The sequence below is a fragment of the Salinispora pacifica DSM 45544 genome (assembly GCF_000378845.1).
GTDB lineage: Bacteria > Actinomycetota > Actinomycetes > Mycobacteriales > Micromonosporaceae > Micromonospora > Micromonospora pacifica.
Map to the genome: position 1 here is coordinate 3,372,592 of NZ_KB905359.1, position 18,620 is coordinate 3,391,211.

Here is an 18,620-nt window from a genome sequence, read left to right on the forward strand (position 1 = left end):
ACGGGAGCGGGCCCGACCGCGCCGACACGAGTGGGGTCGTCCACCTGTGCCTGCTCGCCGGGCGCTACCCGCTTGTCGACGTGTGCCAGCGCGGTCGAGCGGCGAGCGGTGCCAGCAGTGGCGATGGTTGGACACTTCGCGAATTCTCGTTATGATGGCGGCATGGCGACTGTCGACGTGTTCAAGACGCTGGCCAGCGAGCCTCGGCTGCACATCCTGCAGTGGATGAAGCAGCCCTCCCGGCACTTCACCCAACAGGACGACATCGACATGGTCGCGACGGGTGTCTGCGTCAAGCAGGTCGCGGACAAGCTGGGGATGACCCAGTCAACCGCATCGCAGTACCTGGCGATGCTGCTACAGGCTGATCTTCTCATTACGGAACGTATCGGTAAGTACACCTACTACCGTCGTAATGAGGCGGCGATCGCTCGGTTCGTCGAGGCGATGAACCGCGAACTCTAATCAGGCGGGCGGTCCGGTCCCGGTCGTCGTGACCGCGGACCGAGTGCCTGTCGTTCGCATGCCTGTATTCAGACAATCAGATATTTCGCAAAGTGTCGAACTGAAGGAGCAATCCGTGACCACCGCATCATCTAGAGTGACCTTGCAGGTCTACCTGTTGGCACTCACGAGCTTCCTCGTCGGCACCTCGGAGTATGTGATTGCCGGCCTTCTCGATGTGGTCGCTGCTGATCTCGGCGTTACCGTGTCGACTGCCGGCCAGCTCATCACCCTGTTCTCGCTCACCTACGCTGTCGGTACGCCGATCGCGCTCGTCGCTGTCGCCAAGACGGATCGTCGTACGCTCCTGATCGGAGCACTGGGCCTGTTCGTTGCCAGTAATGTGGCCTCCTTCCTGGTGGAGGGCTTCTGGCCGTTCGTGGTCGCACGCGTGTTCATGGCACTCGCCGCTGGCGTCGCGGTCGTGACCGCACTCACGCTGGCGATGAAGATCGCCCCGGCGGAGCGGGCCGGCCGTGCGATCGCCACCGTGGTAACCGGCTTCACCGCCTCCCTCATCCTCGGAGTGCCCGCGGGGCGGCTGGTCGCCGAGTGGTTCAGCTGGCAGACCGTCTTTCTCGGCATCGCCGTCGCGACCCTTCTCGCCGCTGGCACGCTCCGGTACGCGCTGCCCCCGGTCGGAGGCGACCGGCCGGTGCCGGTCAGCCGTCAGCTGGCACTCCTCAAGAACCCCGCCATCGTGCGTGGCCTGTCGATCACCTTCTTCTGGCTCGGCGGCTACTCGGTGGCCTACACCTACCTCTCGCCGTACCTGATCGAGGTCTCCGGTGTGCCCGCCACGCTCATCAGCGGCGCGTTGCTCGCGTTCGGCATTGCCAGCCTGGTCGGCTCGAAGGCCGGCGGCTTCCTCACCGACCGTCGGGGCGTGCTGCCGACCCTGCTCGGCGGCATGGGTCTGCACCTGGCCGCGCTCGTGGCGCTGTCGTTTGTGAGTGGATCGATGATCCTCGTCCTGGCAGTTCTCGTGATCTGGTCGGTGGCAGCATGGAGCACCGGGCCCACACAGCAGTTTCACCTCGCCACCATCGAGCCGGAAGCATCTGGCATCCTGCTTGGACTCAACCAGTCGATGATGCAACTGGCCATGGCTGCCGGGGCAGGGCTGGGCGGACTGGCCGTCGCTGGTCTGACGCTTGAGTCCGTCTCGTGGATCGGGGCGGCCGGGGTCGCGGTGGCGATCGCCATCACGATCATGGGAGCAAAGGCCGGCTCGGCAGCACGAACCCGAGCCACCTCGGCTGTCGACTCCGTCCCGTCGGATCAGCCTCGCGCGGGCGCGGCGGGTAGGGCGTGAACCCCGGGCGGTGAGCGAACGGCACGATCAGGCTGGCGTTGACCCAGCACGATGGGACCTACCTGGTGCGAGTCGCTCGACCGGCTAGGTCCCATCGCGCGCTTGGCGTGGGGGTCGTCACCGGACCCCGTACGACGAGCCGGACCGAGGCGGTCCGGCTGGTGGCCTCCCGGTAGTCGGCCGGACGCTGCCGGCCGTATCCGGAACCGGCCTACCTGCTGTGCTGGAGGCTCAATATGTATCTATGGTGTCAGGTATGTCGATCACAGATCAGGCGTTGGCCATCGAGGCGGCGGAGGCGGGTGCCGCGGTCGTCCGTTCCCACTACGGATCAGCGCTGACCCGCTTTTCGAAGGGCGCGGACGACTTCGCCACCACAGCGGACATCGCGGCAGAGAAGGCGATCCTGGACACCCTGCGCGCGGCGCGTCCGGACGATGTCCTGGTGGGTGAGGAGAGCGGGCGCACGAGCACCGGCGACAGCGAGCGGATGTGGCTGGTAGACCCGTTGTGCGGGACCTTGAACTTCGCCGCGCAGACCATGCTGGTCGCGGTCAACGTGGCGCTGCGGAGCGGCACGCAGCCCACCGTGGCTGCCTCGGCGGATCCCTTCAGTGACGAGGTGTTCTGGACCGACGGCACCGCCGCCTACCTGCGCCGCGGCGCCACCGACGAGCGACTCGTCCCGTCGGCCGACTCGAAGCTGGTGGACATCAACCTCTATCCGCCATTTCCGAACGAGGTCGACTTCCGGACCGCGCGGATGCTCGCCGATGAGGACTTTGTCGCGCGGTTCCAGCTACGTGTGGTCGCCAGCACGCTGGCGGTGGCGTGGGTCGCTGCCGGCCGCCGCGCCGGCTACGTCACCGATGGTAACCAGCTATCCGACAACGTTCACTTCGCGGCCGGGCTCGCCCTGTGCACGGCGGCGGGCTGCGTGATCACCGGGATCGACGGTCAGCCGCCGGACGTCGGGCTGGGGGGACTTGTGGTGGCAGCCGACGAGCAGACCCACGCTAATCTGTTGAGGTCCGTCCAGAATCAGCGGAATCGGGCGTATTGAGTCGGGTAGCCGGCAGTTCGTGCCGAGTCGTCACGACGACGGGGGTCGCTTGGCCGCCGGGCTCGGGCTGCTGCGCCTATCGGATGCCGGCATCCTTTCCGGCGCCCTATCGGTACGTGATCGGTGGAGTCTGTGTGGGGTCGGTGTTGTCCCCCGTGCGAGCTACCGGCAGGTGTCCTCCGTGTGGTGACGATTTCCGGTGGGCGACTCCATAGCGTGGAGCACAAGCCGCGGCGCGATGGCAGCGGCTTCCCACGAAGGAGTTGTCATGCGGCTGTTGAAGCAGCTTGGGGCCGTCGCGGCGGTCGCCCTCGTCGGCAGCCTGACCGGAGCCGGTGCCACTATTCGTCGAGGAATGCTGATCGGCCTGATGGTTCGCCCAGGCCGGGGATCCGCCAGTACCCCGACCTGGGCGTCCGTCAGTTGTTGAGGTACGCCAGCAGCTGCGCGATCTGGTCGGCTCGGGACTCCCGGACCCTACGGGCGAAATCCCTGACTTCCGGGTTTTCTCCCTTTTCCTCCGCCCACTGGGACATCTCGACCGCGTTGTGCTGGTGGGCGACGAAGAGGTTGATGAAACTCCGGTCGAAGTCGGTCTCCGGCGCGTCTCTCAGCGCGGCGATCTGCTCGGGCCCGGTAGCCGGCAGACCGCCGTGCTCAGCATGCGCGGCCGGGTCATGGTCGACCGCGGCCGGTTTCGACCAGGTGTCGAGCCACGATCTCATCACGGTGACCTCGTCGTCCTGGGTGGCCTGGACGGCAGCGGCCAGGGTCTTGATCTCCGCCTGTTGCGCCCGCGTCCCCGCCAGCCCGACGAGCTCCAGGCCCTGCCCATGGTGGGCGATCATCATCTGTAGGTACATCACGTCGGCGGCGTTGTGGGCGGTGCTGATCTGGACGGCTTCGGGGGTCGGCGCCGGGGGTTCCGACGTGCTGGACGAGGTGCCACAGCCGGCCATCCACAGTGCCGCTCCGACGGCTGTCAACAGGGCAGCGACGGCCCTGGTTGCGCGCCTCATACCGGCAGCCACAGGGCGAGCGTGAACAGCGACGGCTCCCAGCTACGAATCGCGGTGTGAGCCTGCCGGCAACGGTAGCGCTCTCCGCCGAAGGTGACCTCGTCACCGACCCGGTAGGCGGTACCCGCTGCCCAGGCTGCGGCGGTCGGCCCACCGGGCTGGCCTGGCGTCCCCGGATTCGTGGGCAGGGCAGTCGAACTGGGCTGGCCGGTCGGTTTCGGCGTCGGCGCGCTGGTGGGTTCGGGAGTCGGCGACTGGGTCGGTGGGGTGGTGCCTCCGCCCCGCACGTCGAGGTCGATGCAGTTGTAGAAGGCCATCGGGGTGTCGCCGATGTTCCAGATCGCCAGCACCGTCTGCGGCCCGGCGAAGTCGCTCAGATCAACCTGGTGGGTGACGACCGCCTCGGGCTGCCGGTTGCCGCCGTCGAACTGGGCGATCCGGGTGTCGCCGATGAAGTACTCCCACGTGCTGGTGCGATGCCGAGCTGTCAGGGTCCAGCTGAAGGTGACGGTGTCGCCCACCTTCCGCGCCGGCCAGCCGCGGTTGTTGTCGTTCAGCACGGCGAACTGGGAAAGCCCGCCGTCACAGCGTTTGAGGCCCTTCGGCCCCTCCACACTCTGCGGCTCGTACTTGATCGGGCCGCAGTCCGGGACGGCGCGTTGCGCGCACAGCGCCTGCCGGCTCGGCGGCGAGGCCACGTACCCGTGCGCCGAGGCGGGCGACGCGAATGCCAGTGTCGAGCTGGCCGCGGCCGCGACGGCTGTCAGAGGGTAGGCGATGAGCTTGCGAATGTTCATCGTTCGTCAACCGTCCTGTCGGTGGTTGCCGGAACCTCCGGCATACCTCGGGTTACGGCTGAGGACGCTAGGCATGAGTGCAATAACAAAGCCTTAAAGACCGCGAAAACACTTCTTAAAGTACGATCCGCTGTTACCCAGGAGCGGTACGTGCACCGCGTCGGCTCAGCTGCGGTCGGCGTGCCAACGACGTTCGTCCGGCACGGACGGCGGGCCGGATGATGTGCCGGCCGCCAGGACCAGTGCCACCCGGGCGCCACCCAACGACCCGGTTCCGATGTGCAGCCGACCGCCAGCGGCGATGGCTATCCGCTGCACGATGTCCAGGCCAAGCCCGGTCGAACCGGCTCCGCTCGTGCCGCGTCGGACGGCTGCGGCGGGGTCGGCGATGCCGGGACCGGCATCATCGACGACGAGCGCGTCCGGTGAGACGGTGACCTGGAACGCCGACCCCTCCGGGGTGTGCGCGAACACGTTGCCGAGCAGGGCGTCCACCGCCAGGATCAGATCACCGCGTGGCACCGGCAGTGGCACCTGCCGATCGCCGCCGACCACCGTCCAGGGCCGCTGCTGGTCCTCGGCCAGGACGGCCCAGAACGCCAGCCGGTCGGCCAGCACCTCGACGAGGTCGGTGCACTCGGTGTCGCGCTCGCCCACGCTGCTCCGGGCTCCCGTGATGATGGCCTCCAACTCCTCGTCGAGGAGGTCGCAGGCTTGCCGCATCCGCTCCCCGACGGCGCCGGGCGGCATCGCCTCAACGTCGAGGCGCAGCGCCGTCAGCGGCGTACGCAGCCGGTGCGACAGGTCAGCGGCCATCTCCCGCTCGGCGTCGATCAGCCGCCGCATGTCCTGGGCAAGCCCGTTGAACGCCTGTGCAGCGTCGTGCAGCTCCGCCGGGCCGTCGGGGGCGACCCGGGCGGTCAGGTCGCCGGTGCCGAGTTGCCGGGCGGCACCGGCGAGCCGGCGGGTGGATCGCACGATCCGGCTACCCAGTCGATCGGCGACGAGTGTGGAGCCACCGACGAGGATGACGGCGAGGCCGGCGAGGGCCAGCCAGGAACGCCATACCCCATGCTCCATATCCTCGCGGGGTACGTGTACCTCGATCACCGCGGTCTGCCCGTCGCTGATCACAGTCGGCAGCAGGTAGGCCAGCCCGCCGCTCGTGTCCGCGGTGACCGGACGCCGGTATCCGGCGGCGAGTGCCACGTCGGCGGCAGCGGCGTGCACCACCCCGACCGGGGCCACGTCGGGCAGGTGCACGGCGAGCCGTCCCTCGCCGCCGGCGGTGGTGCTCATCACGGCGCGCGTCAGCAGGCGCGGATCCTCGTCCACGGCGAGCGCCGCCACCATAGCGGCAGCCTGCTGGTGGGCATCACCGATGGCTCGGTCGTACGCGAGTTGGCGGGTCACCACCGCGAGCGGCACGAGGAAGGCCAGGGCCACCATCGACGTGATGGCCAGCGCCAGCCGGTTGAGCGCCCACCTCATCGCAAACTCCGCCTCGCCCAGGTCCGACTGTCAGTTCTGATCGACCATCATGACGCCAACGCCGCGGACGGTGTGCAGCAGCCGCGGCCTGGCAGCCGTCTCGCCGAGCTTGCGCCGCAGCCAGGAGATGTGGACGTCGATCGTCTGTTCCTCACCGATTCGGGCCTGTCGCCAGACCTCGGTCATCAGCTCCCGCCGACTCACCACCCGCCCGGCCCGCTCAGCCAGGTACGTGAGTACGTCGTACTCACGCCGGGTCAGCTTGAGTGGCTTACCGTCCATCGTGGCCCGCCGCTCCTTACGCCCGATGACCAGTGGCCCGACGGTGATCGTGCCGGGCCCCTCCTGGTCGGTGCCGCTCCGGTACCGCCGCAGCACCGCCGAGATGCGGGCCAGGATGTGCTCACCGGAGAATGGCTTGGTGACGTAGTCGTCCGCGCCCGAGTTGAGCAGGTGGATGATGTCGGTCTCCGACCGGCGGGCGGTGATGACGACGACCGGTACCTCGGAGATGGACCGGATCATACGAAGCGTATCCGTACCGTCGATGTCAGGCAGCCCGAGGTCGAGGAGCACCAGATCCGGCGGCTCCCCGGTCAGGACGCGCAACGCCTCGGCCGCCTGACCGACGGCCCGCACGGCATGCCCCGCGTCGGTCAGCGCGCGGGACAGCGCCGCCGTAATGATGCTGTCGTCCTCGACCAGCAGAATCAGCGCCATCTCGTTACCATAGGCGCAATTGGGAGAAGGGATCATCATGCGCACACTCCGCGGGTGGGCGCCTACGCTCGGATGGCTCGCGGCTACTGCCGCCAGCATCGCACTGACCTCGGTCGCCCTGCTTCCCGTACTGCGCACCGCGCCGACCGGCGAGGCGGCGCTCGCCTCGGTTCGTGAGCTGTCCCGCGAGGGGCACAACGACAACCCTCCGGTGGCCGTCACGGCGTCGCCGCGGCCGCCCCCGTCGTCGGCCGCTCCGTCCGTGGCGCCACCCTCCGTGGCACCGTCCGCGGAGACACCGTCCGTTGCCGACACGCCAAGCCCCAGCACCGTCGCGCCGCGAGAGTCCACCACCCGGGACGGCTGGACCGTCACCACAGACGACGCGGGCGTGGCGACATACCTGCGCTCGTTCCGGGTGGAGGGCGGTCAGGTGGTGATCCGCGCCAGTGATGGACGGGTGCACACTGTCACCGCTACCCCCAGCATCGGTTTCTCGACGAAGACCGTGCAGAACACCCCAGACAACCTGGCGGTCTATTTCCTGGAGCCGCACCACCACTTCATCATTCACGTGGTGTGGCGGGACGACGCACCGTTCGCCCAGGTCAGCGAGATCGGCGACTGACGTCGCCCGTGCCCTCCCGGAGGGTCCGCCAGCGAGCATGCCCCACGAACCAGCCGGAACAGCCGCGAGACAGGGTCGCTGTCACCGCGGCGACCGGAATTCGGGCCGGCTACCCACGTTGTCCCTGGCGTAGCGCCGTCGACAGCCGGGGAACACCTTTCCCAGACGATCTCGACGTCCCGCATCGTGCGCCGATCGGCCAGCCTGTCGAGATCGGCGGCAAGAAGCTCGGGGATGAGGGGTATTTACGTACCCGCGCCGAGCTCGGGGTGCCAGTCGTCGTGCCGGTCGGCCAGGTGTCGGCGCAGCCGAGCCTGCATGAGGCGAAACCGGTCGAGCCACGGAACCGGGACCCGGCGATCGTGCAGCACCGATCGGGCGATGTCCGCGGCGGTCTGGTGCTCGCCGCGCTTCTCACAGGTCAGGGCGACCATCCACCGCATCTCACCTTCCACGTCGGGGTCATCGGTGCGGGAGGCGACCCACCCGGCCTCGGCGGCGCAGTTGCGGCCCAACCGCAGGAGCAGCCGGGCCAGCCAGATGGTGAGGGTCATGCGGTCGGCGGGCGGCATCGTGCACTGGGTGTGGGCACGTTGCAGGATGGTCACCGTGATCCGGGGCGCGCGGGTGGTGAGCTGCTCGACGTGAGTAGTGAGCCAGCGGGTCAGCGTGATGTCCAACGGCACCGCGTCAGCGAGTAACTGGGTGACGACCCGCTCGGGTGGCCCGCCGGCGCCTGCTATCCGTTCGGCGAAGGAGCGGTGCAGCAGGACTCGTAGCGCGCTGGCCGTGCCCTCGTGCAGCACCCGTGCGACGACCGGGTGGCGGAATGTCAGCTCGTCACCGGTGCTGGCGACGACGCCGGCCCGTGCGGCCGGCGTCAGCAGCTCGACCAATTCGGCGGTGGGACGCTCGGTCACCACGGCCAATTCGCTGAGCGAACAGCCGGGGCCGACGTCCGCGGCAGGTCCAGCAGCGAGGAAGGCCGCCGCGCGCAGTACCTCTCGGGTCGGCTGGGTGAATGGGGCGAGGTGGGCGTGGACCACACGGATGAGGCTTGCGGGAAGCTGGCCGTTGGGGTCGGAACCCGCTGTGGCCAGGTGCCACAGGTAGCACGGGTTACCCCCGGCGGCCGCCACGAGATGGTCCAGCTCCGGGGATTCCGGCGGTTCCGGAGCAGCCGTACGTACCAGGTGGCTGCTGGCCGCCCGGGTCAGGGGGGCCAGCTCGTGGACCTCGTCGGCGGCGGTGCCGAACTCGGCGGTGCCGAACTCGGCGGTGCCGGGCCAACTGGTGGCGATGAGCAGGAGCGGCAGTTGCGTCGTCACCTCGTGTAGGGCCCTCCAGGCCGCCACGGTGTGTGCATCAGCCCAATGCAGGTTGTCCACCACGAGGACCAGCGGAGCTTGCTGGGCGACCTGTCGTACCAGGCTGACCACCCGGGCAACCGGCGCGGTGGCCGAGTTGCCCATGGGCGGGCTCGTGGCCAGCGAGATCTGCCGGACCAGCTCGCTGCTGGGCTCACCCGCCAACGCCGACTCCATGCACTCCAGCAGGAGTCCAAGCGGTACGCGTCGGGACAACTCCCTGCCGACGGCCCAACCGATCCGGCAGGTAAACGGTGCCGTACTCGGCAGTGCCACGGCGAGTAGTGCCGACTTGCCCATTCCCGTGAAGCCCTCGACGCGGATGCTGCGCCCTTGGCCACGGGTCGCTTCGACGACGGCTCGACGTAGCCGGCGGATTTCTGTCTCGCGGCCGGCCAGTGATCCAGGGCCGGCTCGTACCGGCGACCGGGTGCCGGTTCGTGGTGGTGACGCCGGTACGTGACCAGCGGGCTCCGTCGGTATGGGAGGGCGCGGACGACGTGGCACATCCGCCCGGCCCGCAGCGTGGAGAGCCGCGGTCAGCAGGGGAGCGAGGTTCTCACGAGTTGGATGAGCCTCGATCAGCGTGCGGAGCGTCGAGATGGCCTCGTTATGACGGCCGGTTTCGACGAGCAGCGTGGCGTGCCGTTCCGCGGTGGTCAACCGGAGCTCCGCCAGGCGTTGCCGCTGGGCCTCGGCGAAGGGGCCGGGTACGCCGGCGAGCGCTGTCCCCTGCCACATCCGCAGTGCGGCGGTGAGCGAGGCCAGTTCCGTACTGCTGTCGCCGATGGCCCGGTGCCGTTTGCTCTCCTCGCGCAGTGCCTCGAACCGGAAGGCGTCGACGTCCTGCTTCCGTACCCGCAGGCGATAGGTGCCGCCGCCGGAGGTGAGCACCTGACCAGCTGACCACCGGTGTCGACACGGATCCAGGATCTTGCGTAACGAGGAGATGTACGTGTAGAGGTTTCCGGTCGCACTGGCCGGCGGGTCGTCACCCCACAGTGCTGCGATCAGCTGTTCCCGGGTCACGGCGTGGTTCGCGTGTAGTGCGAGGAAGCTGAGGACGGCGGTCCGGTTGCCGGAGCCGAGCACGAGTTCGGTGTCGTCCTGCCAGGCCTGTGGTGGCCCAAGTAAGCGAATGTTCATGCCGGCGTGCTCGGTCGGCACGGCCAGCGGTTGGAGCGTGCGATTGGTGATCGTCGTCGTCAACGGACCGCTCCCTCCGTTGCCTGTATCGACGCACCGGGTGTCACACCGCGAGCAAAGGTTATCGCTTCTCCGGAGGGGCACCCCGATGATAGCCCATCGTGGACAGTGCTGATCCGTACGCTGATTGGTCCTTCGCTGAAGCTCTCCCGGGCAACAGGTGACCGAAACCTGCCCGTCACCTGCGCGGCACTTGACGGGGACGGCGGCTCCGGGCAAGAAGTCCCGCCAGCCAGGGCACGATAGCCCTGTTGTCCTTTCACGTGAGGTGAGCGGGCTGCTGCACTCGTTCCGTGCTGGCTGACCGTGATGCTGTCTCGGATCCCTTCGCGGGCGAGCTGTTCCTGACGCTCGCCATGGAGGGGCGGCTGGTCATCGACGCGGTGCGGGCTGATGCCGCAATAGCGGACCTGCAGCGTACCCTTTCGGCCGTCCAGAACCGGCTGCACGTGTTGCGCGTGCGGCAGGGTCGGCCCACCTGGCGGATGGACGATCTGCCTGACGACCTGGCCAGCGACGTAGTGAACGCGATCTTTGCGGACCAGCTCTCCCCTGGTCGCCTGGAACAGGCAGAGGTCGAACTCCGTAAGTACATCGAGGCGGTGCGGTGTGCGCGGCGACCGGGTCCGCCTCCCGGCGCCGCCGCGTCGAACACCCCGGAGCCCCAGTGATCGGCTGGGCGCGCCACGAACCTCCACGACCGCGGTCGAGGCGTGAAGGTGGCATGGAGGAACTCTGAAGATCTGCTCCGCACACTGGCGCCGCCAGAAACACAACGATGCGGAGGACGTCGTGGAACAGGTTCGGGTGGTGCTGCGGGCCTCGGATCCGCTCAGCTACGAGGGGCTGCTGAGCTATCTCCAGTCCCGGTCGGAGTTCACGGTGGTGGACCCGGCGGATCAGGCGGAGGCCACGGTTTTCGTGGTTTCCTGCGATCAGCTGACGGCCGACGTGGTGGCCCTGCTACGTCGTAGCGCGGCGGAGCTCGCTGTCCCGGTCGTACTCGTGGTCAGTGAGATCACCGAAGCTGAGCTACTCATCGCGGTGGAGTGCCGGGTCGTCGCGGTTCTGCCGCGAGGCGCCGTGACCGCTGACCGGTTGGCGCACAGCGTGCTGGCCGCGGCGAACGGCGGCGGTGTCCTCCCCCCGAACCTGGTGGGTGAGTTGCTCAAGCACGTTGAGCGGTTGCACCGTGAGGTGCTGACGCCGAACGGACTCAACGCCGCCGGGCTCACCTCCCGTGAGATCGACGTGTTGCGGCTGATGGCCAACGGATTCGACACCCACGAGATCGCCGACGAACTCTGCTACTCCGAGCGAACCGTGAAGAACGTCATCTACGGGGTCACCCACCGGCTCAAGCTGCGCAACCGTGCGCACGCCGTCGCGTATGCGCTGCGCACCGGCATGATCTGACCCCCCGGTCATCCGGTCCTTCCCCCCGGGGCAGGGCCGCGTCGGGGTGGGAGATCTCCTGCCTGGGCATGTCCGCCAGCGCGGTGTCGCGCTGGGCGTGGCGTGCCTGTTCATGTTGGGTCCTGACATGTCAATTTCCGCCTCTTCTGGCACTGTGACGCGTCCGTGAACAGGCGCGACGTCTTGACACCCCACAGAAACAGGCGTAAAAAAAGCCATCTCAACTTTGAAACGGGGTTGAAACAACATGTACGCCGAGGAGCGACAGCAGGAGATCGTCCGGTTGGCCCGGTCCCATGGCCGCGTCGACGTGGCGACGCTTGCCGGCACTCTCCAGGTGACGACGGAGACGATCCGCCGTGACCTCACCGTGCTGGAGCGTGCCGGCGTACTGCGCCGGGTGCACGGCGGAGCGATCCCCGCGGAACGGCTGGGATTCGAGCCGGCCCTGGCCACCCGGGACTCGGTCCTGATCCACGAGAAGGAACGGATCGCCGCAACGGCGCTGGCCGAGGTGCCGTCGGAGGGCTCGATCATCCTCGACGCGGGCAGCACGACCGCCCGCCTCGCCGAGGCGCTGCCCACCGATCGAGAGCTGACGGTTGTGGTCAACTCCCCGGTCATCGCCACCCTTCTCGGCTCCCGGCCGAATCTGAACGTGCTCCTTTTGGGCGGACGACTACGGGCGCGCACCCTGGCCACGGTGGAGGACTGGGCCCTGCGCGCGCTCGCCGACCTGTACGTCGACGTCGCGTTTCTCGGCACCAACGGATGCTCGGTCAGGCGGGGCCTGACCACGCCCGACCCGGCCGAGGCGTCGGTGAAGCGGGCGATGATCGCGGCAGCTCGCCGCGCCGTGCTCCTCGCTGACCACACGAAGCTCGGCAACGACCACTTCGCGCGGTTCGGGTCTCTCACCGACCTGGACCTGATCGTCACCGACTCCGGAGTCGAGGACGGTCTCGCGGTCGAGCTGGAGAGCGCCGGGGTCCGGGTGGTGCAGGCATGATCGTCACTCTCACCCTCAACCCGAGCCTCGACCGCACCATCGAGATCGAGGAACTCGTTCGTGGTGACGTCATCCGGGCCACGTCGGGGAGTATCGAGCCGGGCGGCAAGGGCGTGAACGTGTCCCGTGCTCTGCTGGCCAACGGCGTACCGTCGCGGGCCCTGGTCACCTGCGGCGGGGACGAGGGCGGTCAGCTCATCCGCCTCCTGCGCAGCGAGCGGGTCGACGTGTGCGCGCTGCCGATATCCGGGAGTACGCGGTCGAACATCACCCTCGCCGAGCCGGACGGCACGGTCACGAAGATCAACGAGCCGGGGCCGGAACTCAGTGCCACGGAGTTCTCCGCGATCACCGACCAGGTGCTCACCGAGGCCGGTGCCGGTGGCTGCGTGGTGATCTGTGGAAGCATCCCGCCAGGCCTGCCCACCCAGGAGTTCCGCAGCCTCTGTGAGCGGGTCGTCGCCGCCGGTGACCCCCTGGTGGTGGACACCAGCGGGCCTGCCCTCCAGGCTGCCGCGAAGGCGGGCGCCAGCCTGGTCAAGCCCAACCGGGAGGAACTCGCCCAGGTGGTCGGTCGTCCGCTGGCCTCCTTCGCGGACGTGGTCGACGCCGCGCAGGAGCTCCGCTCCTGGGGAGCGGGCGCAGTGCTGGCCAGTCTCGGGGCGGACGGAGCCGTCCTGGTCGACGCCAACGGGGTCATCGCCGGCGCGGCGACCGTGGCACGTCCACGCAGTTCGGTCGGGGCCGGCGACGCCCTCCTGGCCGGCTTCCTCGCCGCCGGCGGCGGGGTCTCCATCCCCGCTGCCCGGTCCGGCCAGGTCGAGGATCCCGAGTCGGGTGGGCAGTCACCCCACCGGCGGAACGCGCTGGCCGAGGCCGTCGCCTGGGGTGCCGCCGCCGTGAGTCTGCCCGGTAGCCAGATGCCCGGCCCCGCTGACATTCGTCGTGAACGAGTTCGGCTGCACAGCCGATTGACCGAAGTCCAGCCACTACTTTCCCCCAGCTGACCCTCCCCGGCTCCACCCCCCGCCCCGGTGTCGAAGGAGTAACCCCTCATGACAACAAGCAACTACACACCTACAGTTCAGGGCACCGGCGTCAAGGCCACCATCCAGCGGTTCGGTGGCTTCCTCGCCGGCATGGTGATGCCCAACATCGGCGCCTTCATCGCCTGGGGCCTGATCACCGCTTTGTTCATCCCGACCGGGTGGCTCCCGAACGAGGACTTCGCCGCCCTGGTCGGCCCGATGATCACCCTGCTACTGCCGGTCCTCATCGGCTACACCGGCGGCCGTCTCGTGCACGGTCAGCGCGGCGCCGTCGTCGGTGCGGTCGCCACCGTCGGTATCGTCGTCGGCGCCGACGTGCCGATGTTCCTCGGCGCGATGATCATCGGTCCGGCGGCCGCGTACCTGGTCAAGCGCGTAGACGGGCTGATCCAGGACCGGATCCGGCCCGGATTCGAGATGCTGGTCGACAACTTCACCGCCGGCATCGTCGGCGCGGGCATGGCCCTACTCGGCGTGTGGGGGATCGGCCCGATCGTCGGCCGCCTGACCGACATCGCGGGCAGCGGCGTGGACTGGCTGGTCTCCCACCACATGCTTGGTCTGGTGTCGGTCATCGTCGAGCCGGCGAAGGTGCTGTTCCTCAACAACGCCATCAACCACGGCGTGCTCAGCCCGCTCGGGGTGACCGAGGCGGCCGAGGCCGGCAAGTCGATCCTGTTCATGGTCGAGACGAACCCAGGACCCGGGCTCGGTCTGCTGCTGGCGTTCTTCTTCTTCGGGCCCCGCTCACTGCGTCCGACCGCCCCGGCGGCGATGATCATTCAGTTCTTCGGCGGCATTCACGAGGTGTACTTCCCGTACGTGCTGATGAAGCCCCGCCTGATCCTGGCGATGATCGCGGGCGGTGCCGCCGGTGTCTCCACCTTCATGATCACCGGAGCGGGTCTGGTCGCCACCCCCTCACCCGGCAGCGTTTTCGCCTACTTCGCGGTCACCCCGAAGGGCGGCTGGTTCGGCGTCGTGCTCGGCATTGTGATCGCCGCCGCGGTGACCTTCGCAGTCGCGGCCCTGCTGCTCGGGTTCGGGCGGAAGGCGGGAGACGAAGCCGACGACGCGGCCGTCACCCCGGAGGAGCAGGCCGACCGCGAGCAGGCGGAACTGGCCGCCGCGCGGCGTCGCTCGGCCGACAACAAGAACCTGGCGCCGGCCTCCCGCGGATCCGGCGACGACACCGCGCCACAAGCGACTGCAAAGGAGTCCTGACCACCATGACCACCATCAACGGCGCCGCCGTCCGCAAGGTTGTCATCGCCTGCGACGCCGGCATGGGCAGCAGCGCGATGCTCGCCGGCCAGCTACGCCGCCAACTCGGCAAACACTCGGTGGCCGTCGAGCACACACCGGTCGACACCATTCCCGCCGACGCCGACGTGGTGATCTGCCACCAGGGCCTCGCCGAGCGGGCCCGGATCAGCGCCCCAGACACGATCATCGTGCCGATCCAGGTCTTCATCGGCGATCCGGCGGTGACCCGAGTCGTCAAGGCCGTGCAGACCGGCGGCGACCTCGATGGATGACCGCCTGCTGGCGCCAGAGGCCGTCCGGCTCGACGAACACGCCGCCAACCGCGACGACGCGATCCGTCGCTGCGGCGGCGTGCTCGTCGAGATCGGCGCCGTTGACCCGGCGTACGTGACGGCGATGCTGGACCGAGAGCAGTCGATCTCCACCTACGTGGGCGCGGGGGTGGCGATCCCGCACGGCACGACCGCCGGCAAGGCGGCCATCCGCCGCGACGCCCTCGCTGTCGTCCGGTTCCCCGCCGGCGTCGACTGGGGCGGCAACCACGTCACCACCTGCGTGGCGATCGCCGCCCAGGGCGACGGGCACATCGAACTCCTCGCCGACCTCGCCGAGCTGCTCCTGGACCCCGAGCGGGCCCGTGCGCTCCACGAGGCAGCCGACCCCGATGACGTGCGGCGGCTGCTGTTGTCCTCCGCCCCCAACTGACCAGCACACTCGAGAGGAACTCGCGCCATGAAGGTCGTACGCTTCCACGCTCCCGGTGACGTCCGGATCGAGGACGCCCCCGAGCCCACTGCCGGGCGGGGAGAGGTGAAGCTTCGCGTCCGTAACTGTTCCACCTGCGGGACCGATGTGAAGATCTCCCGGTTCGGCCACCATCACATCGTGCCGCCCCGCGTGATGGGGCACGAGATCGCCGGCGAGGTGGTGGAGGTCGGCGCCGCGGTGGACGGCTGGTCGCCCGGCGACCGGGTCCAGGTCATCGCCGCCATTCCCTGCGGGCAGTGCGGCGAGTGCCAGCAGGGCCGCCGGACGGTCTGCCCCAACCAGGAGTCGATGGGATACCACTACGACGGTGGGTTCGCCGAGTATCTCGTGGTGCCGAGCAAAGTGCTCGCCGTCGACGGGCTCAACCGTATCCCGGACGGGGTCAGCTACGCCGAAGCGTCGGTCGCCGAACCGCTGGCGTGCGTCCTCAACGGGCAGAACCTCGCTCAGGTCGGCGCTGGGGACGACGTGGTGGTGATCGGCTCCGGCCCGATCGGCTGTCTGCACGTACGGCTGGCCCGGGCCCGGGGCGCCAGGAGTGTGGTCCTGGTCGACCTCAACCAGGACCGGCTCAGCCAGGCCGCTGCGCTGGTCGCGCCGGACGCGACGATCTGCGCGGCCGACACCGACCCGGTCGACGCCGTGCTCAAGTTCACCAACGGGCGCGGCGCCGACGTCATCATCACCGCCGCCGCCTCCGGCGCGGCCCAGGAACAGGCCGTCCAGATGGCCGCCCGGCAGGGCCGGATCAGCCTCTTCGGTGGGCTGCCGAAGGACCGGCCAGTCATCGGCCTGGACGCCAACCTGGTGCACTACCGGGAGCTGACGCTGGTCGGCGCGAACGGGTCGAGCCCCGCCCACAACGCCGAGGCACTGCGCCTCATCGCCTCCGGTGAGGTGCCGGTCGCCGACCTCATCACCCACCGGTTGCCGCTGGACGGCGCCATCGACGCCTTCGAACTGGTCGCCACGGGTGAGGCGATCAAGGTGACGATCGAGCCCTGACCCGCGCGCCTGCCGTCCCCAGAAGGGAGCCCGCAATGCCCACCCGTTCCGTTACGGTCGGTGCTACCAGTGGCCTGCACGCCCGGCCCGCCGCCCTGTTCGTCGCTGCCGCGGCGGCTCAGTCCGTTCCGGTGACCATTCGGACCGGCGACAAGCCTCCCGTTCCTGCCCGTAGCCTGCTGTCCGTGCTGGCCCTGGGCGCCAAGCACGGCGCCGAGGTCACCCTCGAAGCTGACGGTCCCACGGCCGACGCCGCCCTCGACGCGCTCGCCACGCTGCTCGCCCGTGACCTCGACTCCGATGACGAGTCACCGGACCATGGCTGAGCTGCTGCGTGGCATCGGCGTCAGCCCGGGGAGCGCCGCCGGCCCGGCGTATCGGATGAGCCCACCACCACCGCCGCCCGAGCCGGCCGTAGCGGTTGATCCGGACGCCGAGGTCGAGCGGGCGGTGGCCGCGCTGAATACCGTGGCCGCGGACCTGACCCGCCGGGCCGAGGGTGTGGCAGCCCGGGCGGCGGCCGATGTTCTGCGGGCACAGGCGATGATGGCGCAGGATCCGGAGCTGTCGGCCGCTGTGGTCGCGGAGGTGCGGGCCGGGGCCAGCGCACCGGTCGCCGTCGACCGGGCGCTGGCCGTGCACCGGGAGGCGTTCCTGGCCGCCGGGGGCTATCTCGCCGAGCGCGTCACCGATCTGGACGATATTCGGGACCGGGTCGTCGCCGCCTGCCTGGGGCTGCCGCCACCCGGTATCCCCGATCCGGGCCATCCGTTTGTGCTGATCGCCCGTGACCTCGCGCCGGCGGACACCGCCGGCCTGGATCCGGAGCAGGTGCTGGCGCTGGTCACCGAGGACGGTGGGCCGACCAGCCACACCGCGATTCTGGCCCGAGCCGCTGGCCTACCGGCTGTGGTCCGGTGCCCCGGTGCGATGGCTGTTGCCGACGGGGTCGAGGTCACCGTCGACGGCTCGACCGGGCAGGTCGAGGTGGGCGTGAATCACGACACCGTCATCGCCACCCGGGTCTCCGAGCAGCGGCGTCGGCGCCGACTCGCCACGACCCGGGGGCCCGGCCAAACCGCCGACGGCCACCCCGTGGCCCTGTACGGCAACATCGGCTCGGCTGAGGATGTGGACGGTGAGCTGGAAGGCGTCGGTCTGTTCCGGACCGAACTGCTCTACCTGCATCGCACCGATCCGCCCGGACGCGACGAGCAGGTCGCCGCCTACGCCGAGGTCTTCACCGCGCTCCCCGGGCGCAGAGTCATCGTGCGGACCCTCGACGCCGGCGCTGACAAGCCCCTGCCCTTCCTCACGGCCGGGGTGGAACCGAACCCGGCACTGGGCGTACGCGGCCTGCGGTTGGCCCGGCGGCGGGCGGATGTGCTCCATCTCCAGCTCGGGGCGATCGCACAGGCGGCCCGGGACACGGCAGCCGAGGTGTGGGTGATGGCACCGATGGTGGCGACGGTCGCGGAGGCCGCCTGGTTTGCCGCCGCCTGCCGGGACGCCGGCCTTCCCACAGCGGGAGCGATGGTCGAGGTGCCGGCGGCAGCCCTGCGGGCCCGCTCGTTGCTGTCGGTGGTGGACTTCCTCAGCATCGGCACCAACGACCTGAGCCAGTACACCTTCGCCGCCGACCGGCAGTGTGGCGACCTGGCCGACCTGCTCGACCCGGCACAGCCCGCGTTGCTCGAACTCATCTCCGGCTGTGCCGCCGCCGGCGCGGCCGCCGGCAAACCGGTCGGTGTCTGTGGTGAGGCCGCGGCCGACCCGAGGATCGCGCCGGTGCTCGTCGGCCTCGGCGTGACCAGCCTTTCCATGGCCCCACGGGCAGTGCCCGAGGTGCGGGAGGCGCTCGCCGCCCACACCCTCGCCGACTGTCGGCGACTCGCCGCCGAGGCGTTGTGGGCGGCCGGCGCGGCACCGCTCACCGTCCCCTGAGCCGACTCGGCGGTGGGCCGCCCGAGCACTGTCGGGTGTCCCGCCGCCGGCCG

19 protein-coding genes and 1 pseudogene are annotated in these 18,620 nt (G+C 69.5%); 15 read left to right on the forward strand and 5 right to left on the reverse strand.

Annotated elements, in window-relative coordinates; translation table 11 throughout:
* Window positions 1-162: 162 nt before the first annotated feature.
* The 4 genes and pseudogenes from SALPAC3_RS0115420 to SALPAC3_RS28005 all read left to right on the forward strand — a co-directional run.
* Window positions 163-465, forward strand: a complete 303-nt coding sequence (locus tag SALPAC3_RS0115420) for an ArsR/SmtB family transcription factor (RefSeq protein ID WP_018222114.1) — start codon at window positions 163-165, stop codon at window positions 463-465.
* A 136-nt stretch (window positions 466-601) separates the two neighbouring features.
* On the forward strand, window positions 602-1,819 hold the full coding sequence (locus SALPAC3_RS0115425; protein ID WP_018222115.1) for an MFS transporter: 1,218 nt from the start codon (window positions 602-604) through the stop codon (window positions 1,817-1,819).
* A gap of 256 nt (window positions 1,820-2,075) precedes the next feature.
* Window positions 2,076-2,882, forward strand: coding sequence for an inositol monophosphatase family protein (locus SALPAC3_RS0115430; protein ID WP_018222116.1), 807 nt, complete (start codon window positions 2,076-2,078; stop codon window positions 2,880-2,882).
* Window positions 2,883-3,150: 268 nt separating this feature from the next.
* Window positions 3,151-3,252 (forward strand): annotated as a pseudogene (locus SALPAC3_RS28005) (CPBP family intramembrane glutamate endopeptidase); the annotation flags it as partial.
* 49 nt (window positions 3,253-3,301) lie between these two features.
* On the opposite strand, the gene SALPAC3_RS0115435 reads toward SALPAC3_RS28005, so the two are convergent.
* From SALPAC3_RS0115435 to SALPAC3_RS0115450, 4 genes are all read right to left on the reverse strand, one after another.
* The gene (locus tag SALPAC3_RS0115435) at window positions 3,302-3,841 is read right to left on the reverse strand and encodes a DUF305 domain-containing protein (protein WP_018222117.1); all 540 of its coding nucleotides are present in this window, start codon (window positions 3,839-3,841) and stop codon (window positions 3,302-3,304) included.
* 56 nt (window positions 3,842-3,897) lie between these two features.
* Window positions 3,898-4,698, reverse strand: coding sequence for a lytic polysaccharide monooxygenase (locus SALPAC3_RS0115440; RefSeq protein WP_018222118.1), 801 nt, complete (start codon window positions 4,696-4,698; stop codon window positions 3,898-3,900).
* A 165-nt stretch (window positions 4,699-4,863) separates the two neighbouring features.
* Window positions 4,864-6,189 (reverse strand): sensor histidine kinase, encoded by a 1,326-nt coding sequence (locus SALPAC3_RS0115445; protein ID WP_018222119.1) that lies wholly within the window; start codon window positions 6,187-6,189, stop codon window positions 4,864-4,866.
* A gap of 30 nt (window positions 6,190-6,219) precedes the next feature.
* Window positions 6,220-6,909 (reverse strand): response regulator transcription factor, encoded by a 690-nt coding sequence (locus tag SALPAC3_RS0115450; protein ID WP_018222120.1) that lies wholly within the window; start codon window positions 6,907-6,909, stop codon window positions 6,220-6,222.
* A 37-nt stretch (window positions 6,910-6,946) separates the two neighbouring features.
* Here SALPAC3_RS0115450 and SALPAC3_RS0115455 point away from each other — a divergent pair, with 37 nt between their 5' ends.
* Complete coding sequence (locus SALPAC3_RS0115455; RefSeq protein WP_018222121.1) at window positions 6,947-7,537, forward strand: hypothetical protein; 591 nt, start codon at window positions 6,947-6,949, stop codon at window positions 7,535-7,537.
* A gap of 245 nt (window positions 7,538-7,782) precedes the next feature.
* Here SALPAC3_RS0115455 and SALPAC3_RS0115460 read toward each other — a convergent pair whose 3' ends face one another.
* Window positions 7,783-10,113 carry an ATP-binding protein gene (locus SALPAC3_RS0115460; RefSeq protein WP_018222122.1) on the reverse strand — a complete coding sequence of 777 codons (2,331 nt, stop codon included), beginning with the start codon at window positions 10,111-10,113 and terminating at the stop codon, window positions 7,783-7,785.
* 290 nt (window positions 10,114-10,403) lie between these two features.
* Between SALPAC3_RS0115460 and SALPAC3_RS0115465 the strand changes: the two genes are divergently transcribed.
* From SALPAC3_RS0115465 to ptsP, 10 genes are all read left to right on the forward strand, one after another.
* Window positions 10,404-10,781 carry a hypothetical protein gene (locus tag SALPAC3_RS0115465; protein WP_018222123.1) on the forward strand — a complete coding sequence of 126 codons (378 nt, stop codon included), beginning with the start codon at window positions 10,404-10,406 and terminating at the stop codon, window positions 10,779-10,781.
* Between the two features lie 121 nt (window positions 10,782-10,902).
* Entirely contained in the window at window positions 10,903-11,526 is a 624-nt protein-coding gene (locus tag SALPAC3_RS0115470; RefSeq protein WP_018222124.1) for a helix-turn-helix transcriptional regulator, read from the forward strand.
* Between the two features lie 247 nt (window positions 11,527-11,773).
* Window positions 11,774-12,535 carry a DeoR/GlpR family DNA-binding transcription regulator gene (locus SALPAC3_RS0115475; protein WP_018222125.1) on the forward strand — a complete coding sequence of 254 codons (762 nt, stop codon included), beginning with the start codon at window positions 11,774-11,776 and terminating at the stop codon, window positions 12,533-12,535.
* Entirely contained in the window at window positions 12,532-13,542 is a 1,011-nt protein-coding gene (locus SALPAC3_RS0115480; RefSeq protein WP_018222126.1) for a 1-phosphofructokinase family hexose kinase, read from the forward strand. The genes SALPAC3_RS0115475 and SALPAC3_RS0115480 overlap by 4 nt, the downstream gene beginning before the upstream one ends.
* 48 nt (window positions 13,543-13,590) lie before the next feature.
* Window positions 13,591-14,808 carry a mannitol-specific PTS transporter subunit IIC gene (mtlA, locus tag SALPAC3_RS25840; protein WP_018222127.1) on the forward strand — a complete coding sequence of 406 codons (1,218 nt, stop codon included), beginning with the start codon at window positions 13,591-13,593 and terminating at the stop codon, window positions 14,806-14,808.
* A 5-nt stretch (window positions 14,809-14,813) separates the two neighbouring features.
* Window positions 14,814-15,122: a PTS sugar transporter subunit IIBC family protein gene (locus SALPAC3_RS0115490; protein WP_018222128.1), complete on the forward strand. Its 309-nt coding sequence runs from the start codon at window positions 14,814-14,816 to the stop codon at window positions 15,120-15,122.
* Window positions 15,115-15,555, forward strand: coding sequence for a PTS mannitol transporter subunit IIA (locus tag SALPAC3_RS0115495; RefSeq protein ID WP_018222129.1), 441 nt, complete (start codon window positions 15,115-15,117; stop codon window positions 15,553-15,555). Before SALPAC3_RS0115490 ends, SALPAC3_RS0115495 begins: the two co-directional genes overlap by 8 nt.
* A 27-nt stretch (window positions 15,556-15,582) precedes the next feature.
* Window positions 15,583-16,623, forward strand: coding sequence for a zinc-dependent dehydrogenase (locus tag SALPAC3_RS0115500; RefSeq protein ID WP_018222130.1), 1,041 nt, complete (start codon window positions 15,583-15,585; stop codon window positions 16,621-16,623).
* Between the two features lie 35 nt (window positions 16,624-16,658).
* Window positions 16,659-16,949: an HPr family phosphocarrier protein gene (locus tag SALPAC3_RS0115505; protein ID WP_018222131.1), complete on the forward strand. Its 291-nt coding sequence runs from the start codon at window positions 16,659-16,661 to the stop codon at window positions 16,947-16,949.
* Entirely contained in the window at window positions 16,942-18,567 is a 1,626-nt protein-coding gene (ptsP, locus tag SALPAC3_RS0115510; RefSeq protein ID WP_018222132.1) for a phosphoenolpyruvate--protein phosphotransferase, read from the forward strand. The genes SALPAC3_RS0115505 and ptsP overlap by 8 nt, the downstream gene beginning before the upstream one ends.
* Window positions 18,568-18,620 lie beyond the last annotated feature (53 nt).